Here is a 22,849-nt window from a genome sequence, read left to right as displayed (position 1 = left end):
TTGAATGATGTTGCCTCTTTTAGATAAGTTCTATTATTTAATAGAATAATTTTTTTGTAGATAAAGTAACTCATTTAATGTTATCGCTACCAAATTTTGTTAAAATATAGAATAAAATAATTAATAGGGGTCTTATATTAGTGAATGTATCTAAACGAGCTCGAATAAAAGATGTAGCCGAAAGGGCAGGTGTATCGAGCATGACAGTCTCGAGAGTGCTTAGCCAGGATACTAAGGTGAGTAATTCGAAAAAAGAGTTGGTTATGGAAGCTGTTAAAGCCTTGAATTATCGCCCTAACGTTGCAGCCCGCCGATTAGCGAGTAATAAGTCTTTTTTTATCGGCTTACTTTATTTTGATTCAGATACTTCCTATGTTAGTAAATTTTTATTACGCGGTTTAAAAAGCTGTCGAACGACAGGGCATCACTTAATTGTTGATGAAATAGATGACGATATTGAAAAGTCGCTAGCGTCTGTTACAGACCTAATAGAAGTAACTCAAGTTGATGGACTAATTTTGTTACCGCCTGTTTGTGATAACGTTAAACTACTCGCTACTTTGAAAGAAGCTAATATAACTTTTGTTCGTATTTCCCCTGATACACAATTAAATATATCTCCTTATATATGTATGGACGATTATCAAGCCAGCTTTGAAATGACAGAGCTATTAATTAGTAAAGGTCATACCAAAATAGGGCATATTATTGGTAATACTAACCAAGGGGTAAGTCGATTACGATATCAAGGCTACCTTGATGCATTACGTTCTAATAAAATTAATGTCCCTCCTGAGTATATAGAGCAAGGTTACTTTACCTATGAATCTGGGTTAGTTGCCGCTAAGAAAATGCTCGCATTAGACGATAAACCAACAGCTATTGTTGCTGCAAACGATGAAATGGCTGCAGCCGTTTTAGCTGTTGCTAATTTGAATAGGATTGCAGTACCAGCAGAACTATCAATTACAGGGGTTGATGATGGTAATGTAGCGGTAACCGTTTCTCCTAACTTAACAACCGTTAGGCAGCCAATTCAACAAATGGCTGAGTTAGCGATTGATATTATCGCATCAGGTAAATTTTCAGATTTATCAAAAGCAAATAATCGTGAGTTTAGAAATGTGCTTGATTTTAAAATTATTGAACGTGAATCAACGGCTGAAGCTCCAACGAAGTAATCAACCAAAAAATCTCTGTTGACTCAACTAATTAACTCTAGCTTATAATTTTCATCTCTATTTAAGAGTCTTTAACACAATGTTTACTATCGGTTTTTTTAAAAAAGCATCGAAACTTGCTTGGCCTATTTCACTACAAAGTATTTTAGTTACCTTACTTGGGATGATCGATATCATTATGGTATCTCATCTTGGAGATAGTGCGGTTGCATCTGTTGGTATTAGTAACCGTATATTTTTTGTATTTTTAATTGTTATTACCGGCATTGCTTCAGGTGTGGGCGTATTATCCTCACAGTACTTTGGCGCAGGGCAAATTAACAGAATAAAAAATACAATTATTATGGCTATAAGCTTTGCTTTAAGCGTACTCTTACCCATTGTTATACTTGCCTTTTATTATGCCGATAGTGTATTGATGCTAGCCAGCTCTGATCCTGAAGTTATTGCTATTGGCGAGCAATATTTATGGATTACTTTTCCCAGTTTATTTTTTCTTGCAGTTATTATTATTTTTGAAAATGCTTTACGCGGCACTGGCCAAGTAAAGTTGCCTATGGTGTTTAGTTCCTTGGCGATTGGTCTAAATGTTGTTTTGAATTACTGGCTGATTAATGGGGGTTTAGGTATTGAGCCTATGGGGGTTAATGGCGCTGCTTGGGCGACTACTATTTCACGCTTAATGCATCTATTAGTGATAGTGTATTTTTTGAAAAAAATAGCGCATCCCATCTTTCCTCAACGCGCTAGCTTTAGTGAAATTAATGACCGAGTTCAATGGAAAAAATTCATTAAGCTTATTTTTCCTATTATGATCAGCTTTGGTGTTTGGTCTTTAGGCACCTTTGTTTATCAATTAATTTACGGACAAATGGGGACAAAAGAATTAGCAGTAATGAGCATGTTAACGCCAATAGAAGGCGTACTAATGGCATTTTTTATTGGTTTCTCTTCAGCTTGTTCTATTATTGTAGGCAATAAGTTAGGGGCTAATAACTTTAAAGAAGCTTGGCAAACCGGTGTGGTTTTTTCTGTTGGGTCACCTATTATCACGTTTTTATTAGCGTTAATTATATATTCATTTCAAGATGTTATTTTTATGCCGTTTAAGCTAATGGCACAGGATACCCTGGCATTAGCGTCAGACATATTCTTACTTATTATATTTTCGACCTGTATTAAAGTGCTTAATATGACATTGTCGATGGGGATTTTACGTGCGGGAGGTGATAATAAAAAATGTTTGTTGATCGATTTTATTGGCCTTTGGGTTGTTAGTATTCCACTGACTTTTTTAGCCGCTTTTTACTTTCAATGGCCATTATTTTGGGTGGTGGTTACAGCTTATTCAGAAGAGGTTTGTAAAGCAGGAATGTTTATCTTTAGAATGAGACAAAAACGTTGGTTAAGAAATCTCGCGGCTGATTAGCGTTTTAAATTTGTACTCTAAATTAGCACTTCAAATTACTACTAAAAGACATAGTTTGTTAACTGCTATGTCTCTGAGCTCAGCTTGTGACCTAAGCTGAGCTATTCTACTGCTTATTCCTACCAACTATTGCTCTGACTAATACTTGTTTACTTCGTTAGTTTATAACTAATGATTGTATTTAGAGGTTGCTCTGGCGAGGTAAAATGAAACGGAAAGTTTACTTGATTAGGACTGTCAGGGCTAAATTGTGGCTCTAAACATATGCCTTGGTTTTTGGTAAAAGGTGCCTTTAAATGCATACCTGTATATACCTGAACAGCCGGATAATTTGAACTAGCGTGTAGCGTTAATTTTTTATCGTTACTCTCAATGCTAGCGAGTTTAAAACAGCTTAAATCCGTTGTGGTATCGGTCAATGAAACAAGAAAGTTATGATCAAGTTGTTGTAAGTTATTGCTTGAAGAAACTTCTTGCGACTGTCTAAAATCAAATTCTGTATTTTCAACAGGTTTTATTTCGCCAGTCGGAATTCCCTTATTATTAACCGGTGTGTAATGATCGCTAAATATTTGTACATTATGTTCTTTAGGCTGAACATAATGGTCAAGTTCTTTATTTAAATTGAAATAAGGATGAGCAGTTGGGCCAACAATAGTGAGTTTCGACGATTCAGCATGAATGCTGATGATTAACTCGCTAGCTTCTGAAATATGATACTTAACCTCTACGGTAATACTACCAGGATAACCATTAAACCCATCAGCTAATGTGCAGGTTAGGGTTACCGAGCTTTCACCATGTTGACTACATTGCCAAAATTGGTGAGCTAATGCATTGTCACCACCATGTAATTGATTTTGATCTTCATTAGCCGTTAAAGTAATTTCTTCACCGCCAACTGTACTTCGAGCGAAGGCTATTCTATTCGCGTAAGGCCCAACAATTGCGCCCATATAAAAAGGGTCTGTAAGGTAATCTTCAAGTGTCTTATACCCTAAAACAATATTACGAATTTCATCGTTAACTGTGGTTTGCCAACTTGTCAGGCGTGCGCCAAAGTTTATGATGGTCAATCTATCATTCTGATGATTACTGATATCATATGTTTTAATTTTCGTCATGAGAAACGTAGTTTCCTTATTGTTTTTTAGCTATCCAATTACCTAACATAAGCCTTACCTAAGCTAGGGAATTATTTCAACCGTTTACGTTCTTGATAAAAGCTCATTAAGCCTTTCGTTGAACTGTCATGTTTTTCGTTTATTGTTTCTTTGGCTAACTCAGCTTGAATATTATTAGCAAGGCCTTTACCTAATTCAACTCCCCATTGGTCAAATGAACAGATTTTCAAAAGAATACCTTGGGTAAAAATTTTATGTTCATATAAAGCAATTAAACTCCCTATTGAACGGGGTGATATACGATCCATCAAAATTGTATTGGTAGGTCTATTGCCTTTATGTACTTTGTGCGGCGCAACTTTATCAATGTATTCGGCTGTTCTGCCTTTTGCTTTTAAATCTTCTCTAACTTGTTGCTCATTAACACCTTGCATTAATGCTTGAGTTTGGGCAAAAAAGTTAGCCATAAGAGTTTCATGATGACCTTGTACTGGAGTAACACTCTCCACAGAGCCAATGAAATCTGCAGGAACAATATTATTACTTTGGTGTAAATATTGGTAAAAAGCATGTTGACCATTAATACCTATCTCACCCCAAATAGTAGGTACAGTCGGGTATTCAATTGTTTCACCATCCCAAGAAACAGACTTACCATTACTTTCCATTTCAGCTTGTTGTAAATATGCGGACAACATATGTAAAGACTGATCATAAGGCAGTATTGCTTGAGATTGTGCCCCTAGAAAGGTGCAATTCCATAAACTTAATAAAGCTAAAATGACCGGAGCATTATCTTCTAATGGCGCCTCACAGAAGTGATTATCAATATCATGCGCTCCTTCTAAAAGCTCAATAAATTTCTCAAAACCAAGATCTATTGCGATAGGTAAACCGATTGCCGACCATAAAGAGAAACGACCGCCAACCCAATCCCACATATCAAAAATATTTTCTGGTTCGATACCAAACTCAGTCGCATTCTTTTTGTTAGATGAAACGGCAACAAAGTGTTTTGCAATGGCTGAGTCATCAAATGAAGAAGCAACCAGCCAACGCATTGCTGTTTTAGCATTAGTCATAGTTTCGGTGGTAGTAAATGTTTTACTCGACACAATGAATAAGGTTTTTTCTGGATTTAAAGGTCTTAATACATTGGCTATTTGAGTACCGTCAACATTTGAAACATAATGGACATTAACACTATTATCACTATATTGTTTAAGTGCTTCTGTAACCATTTGAGGGCCTAAATTAGAACCACCAACACCGATACTAACAACATCGGTAATGCGTTTCCCTGAATATCCTTTCCAGCGTCCTTGACGTATATTGTCTGAAAATATTTTCATTTTATTCAGTGCTTGTTGCACATCTTCGTCAACATTTTTACCTTCAAGGGTAATGGGTTTATGAGAACGGTTACGCAAAGCAACATGTAATACAGAACGGTCTTCGGTGGGGTTTATACGTTCACCAGCAAACATTTTTTTGCGCCATCCTTCAATGTCACATTCTTTAGCTAGCTCTAAAAGTTTGGTCATGGTTTGCTTGTCGATTACGTTTTTAGAGTAATCAAGTAAGAAAGGGGCCAACTTAATAGAAAACTGTTCAAAACGTTGAGGATTTTCTTTAAATAAATCACTCATGTGTTGTTTTTTCATTTTTTCGGCGTGAGCAACTAATGCCTGCCAGCTTTTCAATGAAGTTCTAGGTTGCATATTCATATTTCCAATGTGATATTAATCTCACTAGTTAGGCTTACTCTTGCTTCGATATAGAATGCTTAACTAGTGAGGTTGGTAATTAGTGCTAACTTTATTTGATTGATAACGTGAGGTATCAATCTAAGCTATTTTATTTCTCTCAATAACCGTTAATGTGGTGGAAATAATATTTTCAGTGGTAAAGCCAAAATGGTTCAATAAATCGGCGCCAGGAGCTGATTCACCAAAAGATCTCATCGCAATAATTTCACCGGTTCTACCAACATATTTATGCCAAAAATCAGCATGTGCCGTTTCAATAGCAACAACAGAAGCAATTGATGCAGGTAAAACACTTTCTTGATAATCACTTGATTGCTGATCAAAAAGGGTAGTGCTCGGCATAGAGACAACACGAATTTTTTTCCCCTGCGCGGTTAATGCTTTTGCAGCATCAACTGCTATACCTACTTCAGAGCCTGTGGCAATTAAAATAGCGTCAGGCGTGCTCGCACAATCAACTAAAACATAACCACCTTTGGCAATTGCATTAACTTGCGCACTATCACGCTGTTGATGTGGTAAATTTTGGCGACTAAAGATTAATGCACTTGGGCCATCTTGTTTTTGAATTGACGCTTTCCAAGCAACCGCTGATTCAACGGCATCACATGGGCGCCATGTCGTTAAGTTCGGTGTCATGCGCAAGTTAGCTATTTGTTCAATAGGTTGATGAGTAGGGCCGTCTTCGCCTTGACCTATAGAGTCGTGGGTATAAACAAATATGTTTTGAATACCCATTAATGCCGACATACGTACCGCATTACGTGCATATTCCATAAACATTAAAAACGTAGCGCCGTAGTTGATGAAACCACCATGCAACGACAAACCATTCATGATGCCGCTCATACCAAATTCACGTACACCGTAGTAAAGATAGTTACCATCTGCATCATCCGCTGAAATGCCTTTTGAACCCGACCATAAGGTTAAGTTAGAGCCCGCTAGATCGGCAGAGCCACCTAATAATTCAGGTAAAATAGCGCCAAATTGTTCAATTGAGTTCTGTGATGCTTTACGGCTAGCAATGTTCTCACTTTGTTGCTGACATTGGCTGATATATTGATCTGCTTTTTGCTCAAATGAGTCAGGTAATTTTTGTTCGATAACACGACGGGTAAATTCACTCGCTAATTCAGGGTAACTTTCTTGGTAAGCTGAAAATAAGCTAGTCCATGCTGACTCTGCAGTATTACCTTTAGCTTTCGCATCCCAACCGTTATAAACGTCTTGTGGAATTTCAAATGGCGCATGTGGCCAGTTTAAAAACTCTCTTGCTGCTGCGATTTCATCGTCACCCAACGGTGCACCATGGCAATCATGTGAGCCCGATTTATTAGGCGAGCCAAAACCAATGGTGGTTTTACAACAAATCATTGTTGGCTTATCTAAAACCGCTTTAGCTTGTTCAATGGCGCTATTGATGGCAATCGGGTCATGGCCATCAACGTCGCTGATCACATGCCAGCCATAAGCTTCAAAGCGAGCAGGGGTGTTGTCGGTAAACCAACCTTCTACTTCACCATCAATTGAAATACCGTTATCGTCCCAAAAGGCGACTAACTTGCCTAAGCCCAGGGTACCGGCTAATGAACAGACTTCATGAGAAATACCTTCCATTAAGCAGCCATCGCCTAGAAAGCAGTAAGTATAGTGATTAACAACATCAAAGTTAGGGCGGTTAAAATGCGCTGCTAATGTTTTTTCAGCGATAGCCATACCCACAGCATTAGAAATACCTGCACCTAATGGTCCTGTTGTTGTTTCAACACCAACGGTATAACCATATTCAGGGTGACCAGGGGTTTTTGAATGTAATTGTCTAAATTGTTTTAATTCATCAATAGGTAAATCATAACCACTTAAATGAAGTAGCGAATAAATTAACATTGAGCCATGACCATTGCTTAATACAAAGCGATCTCTGTCGGTCCAATTAGGATTTAAAGGATTATGTTTTAAGTGATCATTCCATAATACTTCGGCAATGTCTGCCATGCCCATAGGTGCGCCGGGATGACCTGATTTTGCTTTTTGTACTGCATCCATTGTTAAAGTGCGGATGGCATTAGCGAGATGCTGCCTTGAAGACGTCATGATTTTATCCTTTGATTTTGTTGTTTTAACTTAGGTTTAATGAATACGTTATTAGTTTTACATAAATACTAATAACGTATTCATGATTGAAATAACTCAGTGATAGCTTTTAATTACTGGTTATTTCAATCTTCAATAAATATGTAATTATTGTTTAATTAACGCTGTGACCATTTCTTCTAATATGGCTTGGTCTTTAGCAAAGTTTCGAATACCTTCAGATAACTTTTCAGTGGCCATTGCGTCTTCATTGTGCTGCCAAGCAAAGCTTGATTCTGTCAAAGCTGTTATTGCATCACGAGACTGGCTTTTGATTTTCGTTGCATCTAATTTAGTTTCCAAGCAACCTTCAGTCTGTTGTAACTGTGTTAATAATGCGGGTGAAATAGTTAATAAATCACAGCCCGCCAACTCTATTATCTCAGAGGTGTTTCTGAAACTTGCACCCATTACTACAGTGTTGTAATCATGAGCTTTATAATATTCGTAAATGCGAGTAACAGATATTACGCCAGGGTCATCTGCACCGATAAATTCTTTGCCTTCTTTCGCCTTGTACCAATCTAAAATACGACCTACAAAAGGAGAAATTAAGGTGACATTAGCTTCTGCACAGGCTACGGCTTGAGCCATACTGAATAATAAAGTTAAATTACAAGCGATACCTTCTTTTTCTAGCTGTTCAGCAGCTTTAATACCTTGCCAAGTAGAAGCAAGTTTAATTAAAACACGATCTTTTGAAATACCGGCTTTCTCATAAAGAGCAATTAACTTACGACCTTTTTCAATACTTGCTTGCGTATCAAAAGATAGTTTTGCGTCAACTTCTGAAGAAATTCGACCCGGTACATGCTTTAAAATTTCACAACCAAAGTTAACAATTAACTGATCACAAACATCGTCGATATCGGCTTCGCCATTAACGCTTGATTTTGAAATAGCATCATCAATTAAGTGTTTGTATTGTGGCAGTTTTGCCGCTTGTAAAATAAGAGAAGGGTTAGTTGTGGCATCTACTGGGTTTAATGCTTTAATTGAGTCTACATCACCACTGTCGGCTACAACTTTTGTTACCTTTTTTAATTGTTCTAATAAATTCATGTTATTTAACCTTAAGTAGGTTTAATGAGTACCTGTAATTAAGGACTGCGAATGATCACTATCGATCATTGGCAATCCTTATATTCAGTTATGTAAACGATTATTTTTTAAAAATTAAACGTAACGATTAACAATGTTTTCGAGTAGCTCTTGACGACCAGATACTTGTTTCGGGCTGAGTTTCTTCTCTAAAACTAGTGCAGATAAGCTGTCTAAGCTATGATCACCAGACATGATGCTTTGACCTAATTTGCCTTTCCAACCAGCGTAACGCTCATCAACAAATTTAGTTAATGGTGCATCTTCAATTAATTTAGCTGCGTTAACTAAAGCTTGTGCCATAGTATCCATACCACCAATGTGAGCAATGAATAAATCATCACGTTCACATGATTGACGACGAAGTTTAGTATCGAAGTTAAAACCGCCAGTATCTAAACCACCCGCTTTTAAGATTTCGTACATAACTAAAGTACATTCAGCAACATCGTTAGGGAATTGATCTGTGTCCCAACCGTTTTGCATATCACCACGGTTAGCATCCACACTACCCAAAATACCTTCAGCACAAGCAACAGCAATTTCATGATGGAAGCTATGGCCTGCAAGTGTTGCATGGTTTGCTTCAATGTTTACATGAATTTCACCAGCAATACCGTGCTTGTGTAAGAAACCAGCAACAGTTGCGGTATCGTAATCATATTGATGTTTAGTAGGCTCTTGAGGCTTAGGCTCAATTAATAACTTACCTTTAAAACCAATTTTATGTTTATGTTCAATAACCATTTTAAGGAAACGTGCGTATTGCTCGCCTTCTTGTGCAAGGTTAGTGTTTAATAAGGTATCGTAGCCTTCACGACCACCCCAAAGTACGTAGTTTTCTCCACCTAAACGGTGGGTCACATCCATAGCGTGCTTAACTTGTGCAGCAGCATAAGCATATAGATCTGGGTTAGGGTTAGTAGAACCACCCGCACAAAAACGTGCATTTGAGAATAAGTTAGCTGTTCCCCATAAAAGCTTAATACCGGTACGTTTCATTTCTTTTTCAAAAATACCCGCCATGTGATCTACATTGTCATGGAATTCTTGTAATGAATTACCTTCAGGCGCGATATCAGCGTCATGAAAGCAAAAGTAAGGCGCACCTAGTTTTTCGAAGAATTCAAACGCTACTTTCGCTTTTTGTTCAGCAAATTGTAATTGGTTACCTGTAGATTGGATCCAAGGACGATCAAACGTACCTTCACCAAAAATATCAAAACCAGTTGAACAAAAGTTGTGCCAGTAACAGGCAGCAAAACGCAGGTGTTCTTTCATTGTTTTGCCAAGTACTACTTGGTTTTCGTCATAGTAACGAAAAGCTAGTGGGTTAGTGCTATTAGCACCTTCAAATTTGATTTTGCTTACATTGTTAAAAAATTGTTCAGTCATGATCTACTCCTAGTTAATTCTGTAAAGCTTAAAAATTATTTTTTAAGCTTAGATAAAGTTGTTGATATTTCTTGTGTTGCGCCGTGTAGTAATCTTGCATTGTCTTATCGGGTTCGATAACAAAATCAACATCGCTGGCATAACACACATCACTGGCAGCTAATTTGGTTACGCCAATTTTAGCTAAACGTGCTGCACCGAAGGCGGGACCAATTTCGGCACCTTTTCGATACGTCAGAGGGCGGTTAAGTACGCTTGCAAGAATTTTTCCCCATAAAGCACTTCGTGCACCACCACCAATAACAGAGACTTGATCGATTTGTGTGCCTGCAGCAATTAAGGCTTCTTGACCATCAGCGAAAGCAAAAGCGACACCTTCTAATACGGCTCTACCGAGTACTGCTGGGCCTGTATTATGGTCAAGGCCAAAAAATACGCCTTGAGCATTTGGATTATTATGTGGTGTACGTTCACCTGATAAATAGGGTAGAAATAATACTGATGAAGGGGTAGAAAAATCGAGTTTTGCTACTTCATCTAATAAACTCTTTTCATCACTAAAACCGGTGAGTTTAGTTACCCAAGTCAAACAACTTGCAGCACTTAATACCACAGACATCTGATGCCAGGTATTGGGAATACAATGACAGAAAGTATGCACAGCACTATCAGGGTTAGGGTTGTATGTTTCATTAGCGACAAAATATACGCCTGAGGTGCCTAATGATAAAAACGCTTCATTCGGGTTAATAACACCAATACCTGCTGCACCAGCTGCATTGTCGCCACCACCGGCAATTACTGGTACCTGGTTCATTCCCCATTGCTCGGCAATATCTGTATTTAAGTAACCGGTAATCTCTATCCCTTCGAATAATATTGGCATTTGTGCAATGGTTAAATCTGTTGCGGCTAACATTTGCTCAGACCATTGTCTTTTTTCAACATCAAGCCATAAAGTACCAGCACTGTCAGACATGTCTGATGCAAAATCGCCCGTCATTAAAAAGCGTAAGTAGTCTTTAGGTAATAAAACCTTAGCTATTTTACTAAAGTTTTCTGGTTCATTTTCTTGTAACCAAACTAGTTTAGGCGCAGTGAAACCAGGCATTGCAATGTTGCCGGTAATAGTGCGTGTTTTAGGTTCGCGCGCTTCAAGGGTTTTACATTGTTTCTCGCAACGTCCGTCATTCCATAAAATAGCAGGACGAATAATCATATTATCGCTATCTAATAAAGTTGCACCATGCATTTGACCTGAAAGGCTGATCGCTTTTACCTGTTTTAAGCTGTCAGCGTTACCTTGTTTTAACTCTGCAATAGCAAGATTAGTGGCTTGCCACCAATCATTTGGATTTTGTTCAGACCATAATGGTGCAGGGCGGCTAACGATTAATGGTGAAGATGCTTGTGCAACTAAAACATCGTTATCATCAAGAATGATAACTTTTACACAAGAAGTACCTAAATCAATTCCCAAGTACATAAAAACTCTCTAATGAATTATATTTATTTGTTAGCGCTAACATTATCATTGAGAAAATCATTTGGCAATGCCTTGTTCTATTATTTATTAGGTTTTTAGCACGCTTGCAATACGTATTTAATGATTATTTTTAGGTGGTTGTACCCTAACTTATTGTTTATTTGACTATTTCATTTTTTATATTTGTTTATATGACGTGTTATTTTTTTTAAACATTAAGTCTTACACCATTGCTGAGTGATAGTGCATTTGATTGTTAAGGTAGCGCTAACATTTTAATGTTTATTTGTTGATGCCGCAGAGCTAGTTGCCGTATATGCTAGAAACATAGAAAATGCGCGTGCTTTTGCAAATACATTTATCATTAAAAATGCTTCTGAAGGTTATGAGTTGTTGTTTGATGATCCTGATGTAGACATTGTTTATATTGCTACACCTTATAATTTCCATGTTGATAATGTGCGTGATGCATTCAACGTTGGAAAATCGGTATTGTGTGAAAAGCCAATTGCCATAAGTAGTAAAGAAAGTAAGCAACTTATTGACTTAGCAAACCACAAACAGCTCTTTTTAATGGAAGCGATGTGGACTTACTTTTTACCCGCCATTATTAAAGCAAAACAATGGGTGAAAGAAGGGCGCATAGGTAAGATTAAACATATAAAAGCTGACTTTGGTTACCCTATGCCTTATCAATTAGAATCTCGGGAATATAGAACTGACTTAACAAGTGGATGTCTATTAGATATGGGCATTTATTAGCTCGCACTTGCTCATTTTTTTCAAACGATGCGATGTGCAACTTTTGTCTGTTTTTCTTTACAATTGATAAGCAAATTTATTTTTTGAATTTTTCTTCTAAAATTAGGTTTATCTAACGATTTATTTAATATTGCTTCATAAATTTCTTGTAACTCAAGCAAAGTAAACTTTCAGGTAATGAATTAAAAACACTGGACTCATGGCGTACTTTGTATTTTAAGTAATTTAAATCCCCAGCTAGAATATCGTTGTGATCGAACACTAAAGTAGCAGAGTTGTAAACATCAAACAATTTACACTCAAGTACATTTTTACCACTAATTAAATTAGTTTCTTCATGCTTAACTCAGGAATAAAAAACAATAGAAATAATTCGGCAGGCTGGATACTTACAGGTTCATTTTTACTTGTGGGTAATAAGTGTATTGATGATTTAACTAAAATGAAAATGAAAAGAGAGAGTTTAACCTCTCCCTCTTTTACTTAAATATACTTATTAACAGCTCAAGTTAAAAATTATAAGTTAGGCCTACTTGTATACGGCGATCATTCAAGAAGCTTGAACGCTGATAGCGTGTACCTGCTTCATCAACCTGTGTTTCTGATTGGTTCTTCGTATCGGTGATGTTGGCAACTAGCAAATTCGCCGTTAAATTGTCACTAAAGTGATATCTAACAGACGCATCAAAGAATCCAGTGGCTTTTTGAAAAACTGGGTTACCAGTTACAAAATCACGATATGAATTTAGATACTCTGAACGATAGTTATAAATTAAACGAACTTCTAAATCATCATCTTGATAAATACCAATTAGATTACCTGTATGCTCTGATTGCCCAAGCAGATTATCTAAACCGAAACGGAAAGTAGTATCAGCCGAATCAGGTACTCCATCGTCATCAGCATCTAAAAACTGTGGCGGTGGTGTTGCCGACGCGTCAACAAAGGTGTAGTTGGCTTGAATACCAAAATTGGCCCATATGCCTGGTAAACTAGTAAAGAAGTCTTGATAAGCGACTTCAAAACCTGATACCTCAGCTTCGGCTAAATTAAGTTGACCGTTGAAGTTAACATTAACTTGTGTATTGTCTAAGTTAATAGTGTCAACCGGCTTTACGCCATATTGCACGATGTTTTCAATATCTTTATGAAACACACCAAAGGTAACAAAGCCTGTTTCGAAGTACCATTCATATGAAATGTCATAGCTATTCGCTGTAGTCGATACAAGGTCTGGGTTACCGCCATTTATGCGAATATTTGATAAGCTGCCATCGATTAATCCACGAGGTACAGCATTAGCCGGGTCATTAGGATCATAATCCGGGTCATTGGGATCAACATTCGCGAAACGAGATACACTCGTTTTGGCACTTATTGACTGGGTCGCACTAAGGTCGGACATGTTTGGACGAGTAAGACCTTTGCTCGCACCAAAACGGATGAGCATATCATCGTTAAGGTTCAATTTAACATTTATTGAAGGTAACCAATGTTCTTCTGATACGTCAACTCTTCGAGAAGAGTCTGCTGCTTGTAAATATGCTTCTGTCTCAGGCAAAAAATCATTTATTTCATCTGTATCTTCAACTGGGTAAGGGAAAGTTTGCTCTACTCCATCTATCTCGACAGTATAATCACCTTCCTGTTCATCTATGCCAAATTGGTTATAACTAAGCACCCCATTTGAACCCAATTTGTTTTTAACGTAACGTAAACCTACATTACCTGATAAATACATTCCATTGTCAAAGTCTTGAGCAAAATTTACCATAGCATATAAATTGATGGTCTCTTCAACAACATCTGCAATACCGCCTGGTTGATAAATTTTAGTATAGTTACCATCTCTTGAGCGACGAAGTAGGTCCGAACTAGCTGGATTATCGGGGTTAAGATTAGTATCAGCCGCGAATGGCGAATATTGTGAATGTGAGAAATCAGGTTCAGACTGTAAGTAATCGTAGAATAAATGTGGGTTACGCAACAAGTCAGCATTAGCATAAAGTAATGAGGTATTTTCACCACCTACAACACCACCACGAAAGAAATCACTGAAATCCACTTCTTCGTAAATATTTTTCTCTAACGAATTTAAAGGTGCTACCCCACCGCCCCATAATGGAGTGACGCCTTTCCAGTTGCCACCTGCTTCTTTGTTGATTTGTTCACGTTCAGAGTAGCGTACGCCCATTTTAACAGACTGAAACCAACCGTCTGTGTCTTCAAGTGCATATTCAACGTCAAGCTTAGCCGCATGTAAATCACCTTTGCCTTCTTTGAATGTGTCGTTTGCAAAACCAATATAAGAACCACCAGGATCCGCCGGACTAGTTGGCGCTAAGTTCGAACCTTGAACTGTGCCAAGATCTTCGATGCGGTTAGTGATGTTATTACGCGGATCAACAGAAAATTCTAAATATGGGTTATCTAAACTAGGACGAGAAAATACGTTTAAGAATGTATTTACACCAATCCATTGTTCTTCGAAAGAGGCTTCTGCCGTTGTTCTATGGGCATCAAATTCTACCGTCAATTGGTCGGTAGCACGCCATTTAACGTTAATGCTAACATCATCAGTTTCTGAATATTCTTGCTTGCCTATGCCTAGATTAGACACTCGCAATCCGTACGCGCCAGCCCAGCTTCGAAAATCATCTGTTATCAGGCCTTCTTCCATTAAACCACCTGAAACGGGTATTAGCGCGTCACATTCGCCGGAAGGACTTTCGTTACTACCATTACATAAAGGAATACCGCCTGACTCAAATGGTGACACCACTAAATCACTAACCTCTACCCCTCCTGATCTCACCGTCTCAGCGTCTGCATACCACTCAGAGGTGCGTTCAAGACCATTAACCCGATTTTCTACGGTTACATATTTAACCAATACTTCAACACTGTCATCAGCACTGCGCCATTGACCGGCAAGGTAGATACTTTCTCTATCGCGATCAACTTCGTTTGTACGTAAATTGAAACCAGGTGCTAAAGCAACAGTACCTAAAGGCTCTTGACCATCAGCAAAACTAGAGGCCGGGATATTATCGCGAGGAACAAGCGAACCTGCTTGGTAACCATTAATGTTTGACTGTAATTCAGATGAAGAATATGAGCCTACAAATCCAAATCTGCCGTTATCGGTATCAAAGTTTTTACCAAATATACCACTAAATGTTGGGCTAAATTCTTCGCGTATATCAGTATAAACAGTATCAACAGAAATTTGCGCTACACCGTCTTCATTATCGAATGGTGCAAGTGTTTGTAGATTAATTGTTCCACCGATACCGCCTTCGATAAGGTCAGCTTGTTGGTTTTTGTAAACGTCTACACGCCCGACAAGTTGTGTAGGTATAGCAGACCAATCTAAAGCTCTGCCGCCGTTTGCTGAAAACGCATCGCGTCCGTTAAATTCTGAACGAATAAAACCAAGACCACGAATTAAGTTACCTGAACCTTCTGGAGAAGGAAAATCGCCCGCAGTTCCACCAGCGGTAAAACGAGAAACAGTAAGACCTGGTATACGCGAAAGAGCCTCAGCAACTGACAAGTCAGGAATGGCAGATGCGTCAGATGCGGTAATTGAGTCGACAAATGTTGATGATTCACGTTTAATTTCAGCTGCGTTGGCTAGTGCACCACGAATACCGGTAACGCTAATAACTTCTATTTCCTTCGCTTCGCTTTTAACTTCTATTTCCTTCGCTTCGCTTTCTTCAGCATACCCCATAGTTGATAGGGTCATTGATCCTATCGCAGCTATGATGGAGGTAGCTAATATCTTTTTATTAAACATATAATTCCCCGATTATTTTATATTTATTTTATTGTTGTCTATATGACAATTACATTTTTAACACAATATATTCATTATGACAATAAGGTGCTTTAACAAATTATTTTTATAATTCTCGATTTTATTTACATTATACTATATGTTTAATAATAAAATGTTAGCGCGAACATATTATCAATAACATCATTTCACCTTTATTCACAATGTTTTTTTTGTTTGTGGTATTTATGAGAACTAAAGCGAAATTTAGTAATAAAAAACAGGTCGAATTATGCACTTATGTATAGTGGGAGGAGGCTCTGCTGGATGGATGACAGCGGCAGCACTTGCAAAGAAATTTTCAAGACAAAAGCTTCAAATTACCCTTGTCGAATCTGAAGAAATTGGCACGGTTGGGGTTGGTGAAGCCACTTTGCCACATATAAGATTCTTCAATCAGACTTTAGGCATAGACGAGCGCGATTTTATGCGTAAAACCAAAGCAACATTTAAACTAGGCATCGAGTTTGTTGACTGGGGAACCAAGGGACAGAGTTATATTCATCCTTTTGGTGACTTTGGCGAAAAAATAAATTCAGTCGACTTTTATCAGTATTGGCTGTTAGCTCAAAAAAATAATGACATGGGTAAATTAGAAGACTATGCATTTGGTATTGCCGCCGCAAAATCCAACAAATTCACTATACCTGAGTTAGGAGCACCAGATTTAAAAAACTCTTTTGGTTATGCCTATCAATTTGATTCAAGCTTGTATGCTAAATACTTACGCGAATTTTCATGCAAACTCGGGGTTAATACAATAGAAGGTAAAGTCGTTAACACCTCATTAAATGAGACAAATGGAAATATTTCAGCATTAACACTTGAGAATGGCCAACGTATTAGCGCCGACCTATTTGTTGATTGTTCAGGCTTTCGTGGTTTGCTTATTGAACAAAGTCTGCAATCTGGCTACCAAGACTGGTCTAACTGGTTACCCTGTGACCGAGCTATTGCTGTGCCTTGTGAACGAACGCAGCAGTTAACTCCTTTTACGCGCTCAACAGCTAAAGAAGCTGGTTGGTTATGGCGAATTCCTTTACAGCATCGTACCGGAAATGGTCATGTGTATTGCAGTCAGTTTATTAGTGACGATGCTGCACAAAATACACTTTTAGAGCAATTAGACGGAAAAGTGTTGGCTGAACCTCGTAAACTTAGGTTTAAAACAGGCCGTAGAAATCATTTTTGGAAGAAAAATGTTATTGCTATCGGATTATCGGCAGGATTTTTAGAACCACTTGAATCTACATCCATTCACTTAATTCAAGAAGGCATTACTAAGTTAATCGAGCTATTTCCAGCGTTTGATGATCAACAAACCACCTCAAATACACTAACAATAGATGAACTAGATATTACAGAATACAATGCTCAGATGGGCTTAGAATATGAGCGTATTCGAGATTTTCTATTATTACACTATGTTGCAAATGACCGCAGTGATAGCCCTATGTGGGCATATTTTAAAAATATGACACTTCCAGATAGTTTGCAAGAAAAACTAGATTCGTGGATGCATCGAGCCTACATTCAACGCTATGAAATAGGCGCATTTTTACCACCAAGTTGGGTTGCAGTTTTGCTTGGACAAAATTTGATACCGCATAATGTCGATCCTAGGGTACAAGCGTTTGGTACTAATGATATACGCTCTAAAGCAAATGCGATGCGAGAAGATATCAAGCTAGGTTTACATCAGGCTGAAGGACATCAGGCTTTTTTGAACCGCTATTTATCATGACTTTGCCGATGCATCACAAGGAATGTCGTAAGGAATATTGTAAATGAATAAAAATGAAGTGCACGAGGCCAACTCCGTTAATAGTCCGAATTCGAAAAAGCTAGATATCGTGATATATGGCCACAGCATTGCTGCTTTTATATCAGCTCTAACAATCCATAACGCACTTGCAGATCACGTTACGCTTTCCCTGATATTACCTGCTGATCAGGCGCATAGCGATATTTTGTATGGTGGTACGAGTCCGCCTGATGCTTATAATCTTCATCTGGCAATGGATATTTCTGAACCAGAGTTATTTCAAGAAACTAACTCAAGTTTTTCGTTTGGAACGCATTATCAAAATTGGAACGGGGAGAAATTCGACTGGGTGCAAGCGTTTAGTTTACCGTTTACTTCGCAGTACGGTATGGACTTCCACCAGGTCTTGTTAAAACACAAACAAAACTTGCAAGCATACTTAGTGGGCGCCCAATCTGCTTTACATGATAAGTTTGCTCACCCACCGCAAAATCAACCGGCATCGCCATTGTCTAGGGCTGAATATGGATATAATTTTGATTATCAAAATTACGCCCTGTTTCTGCTAAGTAAGATTAAGCAGAGAAAAATAAGACTGATTCAATCAGATCTTTTAGAAGCCAAGGTTGTGGATGAGCATATTACTAGCTTGCGACTAAATGATGGCTCGTGCATTGAGGCCGATTTGTTCATTGACTGTTCGGGTACTGACGCTAGGTTAATGAGCACTTTGGGTGTAAAAAAGCGAGTACATTCTAAAATAAACCTTTCATTATTAACTAACGAAAATGACACCCAGATGAAACCATGTAACATAGTGTCGGGACATGTGAATGCTTGGCAGTCGACGCTTTATTTACAAAATTCTAGCCAGGTATTAAAAGCGGCTAGTTTTGTAGATAGTGCTGAAAATAGTGCTAAAGAGACGTCGGCAGAAAATAAAAATTCTGCCAACACAATTGCATCAATTAGCGCTGACATTGGTGCACAAGAGCAAGCTTGGGTAGGTAATTGTGTTGCAATCAGCCTGAGTGCAGCTGTTCTTGAGCCATTTTCAAATGCACCGTTTAGATTGCTTAAGCTTGATATAGAACGCCTCCTAGAGCTAATTCCTATCTCGAATAATATGCGAATAGAACAAAAAGAGTACAATCGGCGCTATAGATTGGATGTTCAACACGCTAGACTATTTAACTTGGCATTGACCGATACAAGGCATTTTTTACAACATGAGCATTCCACGAAAAATCAGTTTCTTGCTAGTGATGTTGATAGTGATACGCAGGCATTACTTGACAGAAAATTAGCACAATATTTGCACCGTGGATTAATGGTTTCATACGACTATGAGCCTTTCAATACCGAAGATTGGATAATACTTCACTTTGGTATGCGGCGTTTTCCAAGACGCCTCGATAGTCTTTGTGACAACATCGACAATTCAGATGTTAAACAGCATTTATTGCATACAAAAAATGCAATAGCAGCCATGGTGCCCAAGATGCCACCCTGTTCACTATATACACAAAAGTTTTTGAATTATTTAAAGAGGCAATCATGAATCAGTCATCTACCAATCGTATCCGCAAAATTGTTATCGCTGGCGGCGGAACTGCAGGTTGGATGTCTGCGGCGGCGCTTTCAAGCATGTTAAGACCTGATGATGTACAAATTGTACTAGTAGAATCTGAAGAAATTGGCACGGTTGGAGTAGGTGAAGCGACCATTCCCGATATTATAAGCTTCAATCGCATGTTGGGCATTGATGAAGCGGAATTTTTAAAGGCAACCAACGCTACTTTTAAGCTGGGCATAGAGTTTAGTGATTGGGGTAAACTTGGAGATAAATACTTTCATCCATTTGGTAACCACGGCGCAGACATGAACGGTATTGATTTTCATCAATATTGGCTGCATACAAGGCAAGCGGGAAACACCAATAGTTTGGAAGAATACAGCATGTGTGCGGTAGCCGCTAAAAGTATGAAGTTTGCGCTACCTAACGATAATCCACGTTCACTTTTATCGCAAATTGGTTATGCCTACCATTTTGATGCCACTGCATACGCTTTGTTTCTAAGAAACTACGCCCAAAAGCGCGGCGTAATACGAATCGAAGGGCGTATCGATCAGGTTTTACTTAATGAGCAAACTGAAAATATTTCTGCACTTGTCATGCAAAACAATGAGCGTGTTGAGGGTGATTTCTTTTTAGATTGCACGGGTTTTAAGTCTAAGTTGTTAGGTGAAACACTGGGGGTACCTTTTCACGATTGGTCAAAGTGGCTGCCATGCAACAGTGCTCAAGCAGTGCCAAGTGAACGCCGTGGTAAATTACTACCTTACACTAAGTCGATGGCCAAAACCGCTGGTTGGCAATGGCGTATTCCGACTCAGCATAGAACTGGAAATGGCCATATTTATAGCACTGATTTTATGGATGATCAGCAAGCTACAGATATACTTATGCAGGGACTTGATGCTCCAGCACTTTCTGATCCACGTACCCTAAGATTTACCACGGGGTGCCGCGATAAATTCTGGCATAAAAACTGTTTGGCAATTGGTCTTGCGAGCGGTTTTTTAGAACCTTTAGAATCGACTTCTATTTTCTTAATACAACAAGGGATCAGCCGATTTATTTCGTTATATCCGTCTTTAACGCCGGCTCCTAAAGTAGTAGAAGAATACAATCGTTTAATGACTCGTGAATTTCATCAAGTTAGAGATTTTATTATATTGCATTACAAAGCTACACAACGCACAGACAGTGAGTTTTGGCGCTATTGTAAAAACATGTTGATACCTGACTCTTTGCAACACAAAATGGAATTATTTCAGTGCGCTGGACGAGTATTTAGAGATGATCACGAGTTATTCTCAACTTCTAGCTGGGTAGCCGTTATGTTGGGTCAAAACATATATCCTGAAACAGCTGACCCAATGTTGCTTGGTGTGCCTATTCAAAACATTGAACAGAGCTTACAAAGTATGCAACGTGCAATGCAACAAACAAGCTTGCAAATGCCAACGCATGCCGAGTTTATAAAAAACTATGCTGGCTCTTCGGTTTAAATTCTAAGGTTAAGCAGGTAATTAAGTAGGTAGTTTAGACGTTAATTAAATAGGTAATTTTATGCAAAGTATGGACGTTAAAAATGTCGTCATAGTCGGTGGTGGAACTGCAGGGTGGATGTCAGCAGCAGGGATGTCGAAACTACTCGGTAGTAAAAAAATTAATATACGCGTAATTGAATCTGAATCGATAGGCACAGTAGGCGTTGGGGAAGCCACCGTCCCGCATATTCAGTATTTTAATCGACTGTTAGGCATAGATGAAAATAGCTTTATTAAAAAAACAAATGCGACCTTCAAATACGGGATAGAGTTTGTTGACTGGCATAAACGTGGTGAGTCTTATTTTCATTCATTTGGCCCTTATGGTATGGATATGGAAGGTATTCATTTTCATCATATGTGGTTACGCCAACAGCAAGCAGGTACTGCCAAGCCAATCGACGAATTTAACCTACAGATTCAAGCAGCCAAGGCGGGAAAATACATGCCTGCACGTCCTGAGTTGCAGGGTAGTCCACTGAGTGCGCTTTCGTATGCGTTTCAATTTGACGCGGTATTATATGCTGCCTTTTTACGGGATTTTTCGGAAAAGAACGGGGTCACTAGAACCGAGGGAAAAATTGTTAACGTCACTCAAGCTGCAAATACTGGCCATATTGAATCGGTTACATTGGAAGATGGCGAATGTATTAAGGGTGACTTGTTTATTGATTGTTCTGGCTTTAAGGGCTTATTGATCGAAGAAACGTTAAAAACTGGATATGATGACTGGTCACATTACTTGCCTTGTGACAGTGCTGTTACACGCCTTAGCGAGCGTATGGCCGAGCTTCCTCCATATACTCGAGCGACGGCTAAAGCGGCAGGTTGGCAGTGGCGGATTCCTCTGCAGTCGAGAACGGGTAATGGCTATGTTTACTCAAGCCAATTTTTAAGTGACGAGGATGCAATCGAAAGCCTAAACAAAGACCTTGATACCGCCCCAATATCAGATCCTCGTCAGTTGAGGTTTAAAACAGGTATTAGAAAGCAGACGTGGAACAAAAATGTGGTGTCGATAGGTCTTTCTTCTGGTTTTTTAGAGCCGCTTGAATCAACATCGATCCACTTAATACAAACCGCTATTGCAAGATTAATGACGAACTTCCCAGATATGTCATTTAATCAACCGGATATTGATTACTATAATGAACGTACCAAGGCTGAGTATATGCAAATTAGAGATTTCTTAATTCTGCATTATAAAGCAACTACACGGGATGATAGCCCTTTTTGGGACTACGTACGCGAAATGGATATTCCCGTGTCGTTAGAGAAGCGCATCGCTATATACAAGGAAAACGCGCGCTTATATAGCGAAGATAAAGTGTTATTTAATCACAGCAGTTGGTTTGCCGTATTTAATGGTCAAGGTATTCACCCGCAACGTTATCATCCTATCGCGAATATTTTAGAAGAAAAAGAGATGGAAAGGCGTATGGCTGAAATTCACACCGTGACACAAAAATGCTTAAGCATTATGCCATCGCATGATGAATTTTTGGCGAAGCTGCTTTAGTTTGCGGGCCAACAATACAGAAAAGACTTTATGTACTAAAGACGCTTAATTTACTAGCTAAGTTAATTTTTTGTTGTGGTATTACTTTATTTAAATCTTAGATTCAACTCTGAAGTGCATAACCGCTAAGCAGCTATTGCCACTCTATGTTCAGCCATTAATTTGGCTGGCGTTTGGTAATTTATTTTCTTTCTTGGCCTATCGTTGAGTTTTACTATCACAT

The 22,849-nt window shown here is 38.5% G+C and carries 15 protein-coding genes and 1 pseudogene; 8 read left to right on the top strand and 8 right to left on the bottom strand.

The window, feature by feature from the left end:
* Positions 1 to 140 precede the first annotated feature (140 nt).
* Both ESZ39_RS11885 and ESZ39_RS11880 read left to right on the top strand, forming a co-directional pair.
* Positions 141 to 1,181 carry a LacI family DNA-binding transcriptional regulator gene (locus tag ESZ39_RS11885; RefSeq protein ID WP_146880119.1) on the top strand — a complete coding sequence of 347 codons (1,041 nt, stop codon included), beginning with the start codon at positions 141 to 143 and terminating at the stop codon, positions 1,179 to 1,181.
* A gap of 79 nt (positions 1,182 to 1,260) precedes the next feature.
* Positions 1,261 to 2,610, top strand: coding sequence for an MATE family efflux transporter (locus ESZ39_RS11880; RefSeq protein ID WP_146880118.1), 1,350 nt, complete (start codon positions 1,261 to 1,263; stop codon positions 2,608 to 2,610).
* A gap of 149 nt (positions 2,611 to 2,759) precedes the next feature.
* On the opposite strand, the gene ESZ39_RS11875 is transcribed toward ESZ39_RS11880, so the two are convergent.
* The 6 genes from ESZ39_RS11875 to xylB all read right to left on the bottom strand — a co-directional run bounded on the left by ESZ39_RS11875 (position 2,760) and on the right by xylB (position 11,621).
* On the bottom strand, positions 2,760 to 3,734 hold the full coding sequence (locus ESZ39_RS11875; RefSeq protein ID WP_146880117.1) for an aldose epimerase family protein: 975 nt from the start codon (positions 3,732 to 3,734) through the stop codon (positions 2,760 to 2,762).
* Positions 3,735 to 3,805: 71 nt separating this feature from the next.
* On the bottom strand, positions 3,806 to 5,455 hold the full coding sequence (pgi, locus tag ESZ39_RS11870) for a glucose-6-phosphate isomerase (protein ID WP_146880116.1): 1,650 nt from the start codon (positions 5,453 to 5,455) through the stop codon (positions 3,806 to 3,808).
* A 126-nt stretch (positions 5,456 to 5,581) separates the two neighbouring features.
* Positions 5,582 to 7,600, bottom strand: a complete 2,019-nt coding sequence (gene tkt, locus ESZ39_RS11865; protein ID WP_146880115.1) for a transketolase — start codon at positions 7,598 to 7,600, stop codon at positions 5,582 to 5,584.
* A 147-nt stretch (positions 7,601 to 7,747) separates the two neighbouring features.
* Positions 7,748 to 8,701, bottom strand: a complete 954-nt coding sequence (gene tal / locus ESZ39_RS11860; RefSeq protein WP_146880114.1) for a transaldolase — start codon at positions 8,699 to 8,701, stop codon at positions 7,748 to 7,750.
* A 114-nt stretch (positions 8,702 to 8,815) separates the two neighbouring features.
* On the bottom strand, positions 8,816 to 10,135 hold the full coding sequence (xylA, locus tag ESZ39_RS11855) for a xylose isomerase (protein WP_146880113.1): 1,320 nt from the start codon (positions 10,133 to 10,135) through the stop codon (positions 8,816 to 8,818).
* Between the two features lie 28 nt (positions 10,136 to 10,163).
* Positions 10,164 to 11,621, bottom strand: a complete 1,458-nt coding sequence (xylB, locus tag ESZ39_RS11850; RefSeq protein WP_146880112.1) for a xylulokinase — start codon at positions 11,619 to 11,621, stop codon at positions 10,164 to 10,166.
* A 306-nt stretch (positions 11,622 to 11,927) separates the two neighbouring features.
* On the opposite strand from xylB, the pseudogene ESZ39_RS18400 reads away from it, so the two are divergent.
* Both ESZ39_RS18400 and ESZ39_RS18395 read left to right on the top strand, forming a co-directional pair.
* Positions 11,928 to 12,185: pseudogene (locus ESZ39_RS18400) on the top strand (Gfo/Idh/MocA family protein); the annotation flags it as partial.
* 9 nt (positions 12,186 to 12,194) lie between these two features.
* Entirely contained in the window at positions 12,195 to 12,383 is a 189-nt protein-coding gene (locus ESZ39_RS18395; protein ID WP_411266878.1) for a hypothetical protein, read from the top strand.
* A 20-nt stretch (positions 12,384 to 12,403) separates the two neighbouring features.
* On the opposite strand, the gene ESZ39_RS18325 is transcribed toward ESZ39_RS18395, so the two are convergent.
* Both ESZ39_RS18325 and ESZ39_RS11835 read right to left on the bottom strand, forming a co-directional pair.
* Complete coding sequence (locus ESZ39_RS18325) at positions 12,404 to 12,544, bottom strand: NrtR DNA-binding winged helix domain-containing protein (protein WP_317615713.1); 141 nt, start codon at positions 12,542 to 12,544, stop codon at positions 12,404 to 12,406.
* 348 nt (positions 12,545 to 12,892) lie between these two features.
* Complete coding sequence (locus ESZ39_RS11835) at positions 12,893 to 16,135, bottom strand: TonB-dependent receptor (RefSeq protein WP_191321774.1); 3,243 nt, start codon at positions 16,133 to 16,135, stop codon at positions 12,893 to 12,895.
* A gap of 322 nt (positions 16,136 to 16,457) precedes the next feature.
* Between ESZ39_RS11835 and ESZ39_RS11830 the strand changes: the two genes are divergently transcribed.
* The 4 genes from ESZ39_RS11830 to ESZ39_RS11815 all read left to right on the top strand — a co-directional run bounded on the left by ESZ39_RS11830 (position 16,458) and on the right by ESZ39_RS11815 (position 22,626).
* Complete coding sequence (locus ESZ39_RS11830; RefSeq protein ID WP_146880109.1) at positions 16,458 to 17,969, top strand: tryptophan halogenase family protein; 1,512 nt, start codon at positions 16,458 to 16,460, stop codon at positions 17,967 to 17,969.
* 43 nt (positions 17,970 to 18,012) lie between these two features.
* Entirely contained in the window at positions 18,013 to 19,551 is a 1,539-nt protein-coding gene (locus ESZ39_RS11825; protein WP_146880108.1) for a tryptophan 7-halogenase, read from the top strand.
* Positions 19,548 to 21,065 carry a tryptophan halogenase family protein gene (locus ESZ39_RS11820; RefSeq protein WP_146880107.1) on the top strand — a complete coding sequence of 506 codons (1,518 nt, stop codon included), beginning with the start codon at positions 19,548 to 19,550 and terminating at the stop codon, positions 21,063 to 21,065. Before ESZ39_RS11825 ends, ESZ39_RS11820 begins: the two co-directional genes overlap by 4 nt.
* Positions 21,066 to 21,126: 61 nt before the next feature.
* Positions 21,127 to 22,626 (top strand): tryptophan halogenase family protein, encoded by a 1,500-nt coding sequence (locus ESZ39_RS11815; protein ID WP_146880106.1) that lies wholly within the window; start codon positions 21,127 to 21,129, stop codon positions 22,624 to 22,626.
* Positions 22,627 to 22,849: the final 223 nt, after the last annotated feature.

The sequence above is a fragment of the Colwellia sp. C1TZA3 genome (assembly GCF_007954265.1).
In the GTDB taxonomy this organism is placed as follows: Bacteria; Pseudomonadota; Gammaproteobacteria; order Enterobacterales; family Alteromonadaceae; genus Cognaticolwellia.
Note: the sequence above shows the minus strand (reverse complement) of the source record. Positions and strands in the feature narration are given on the sequence as shown.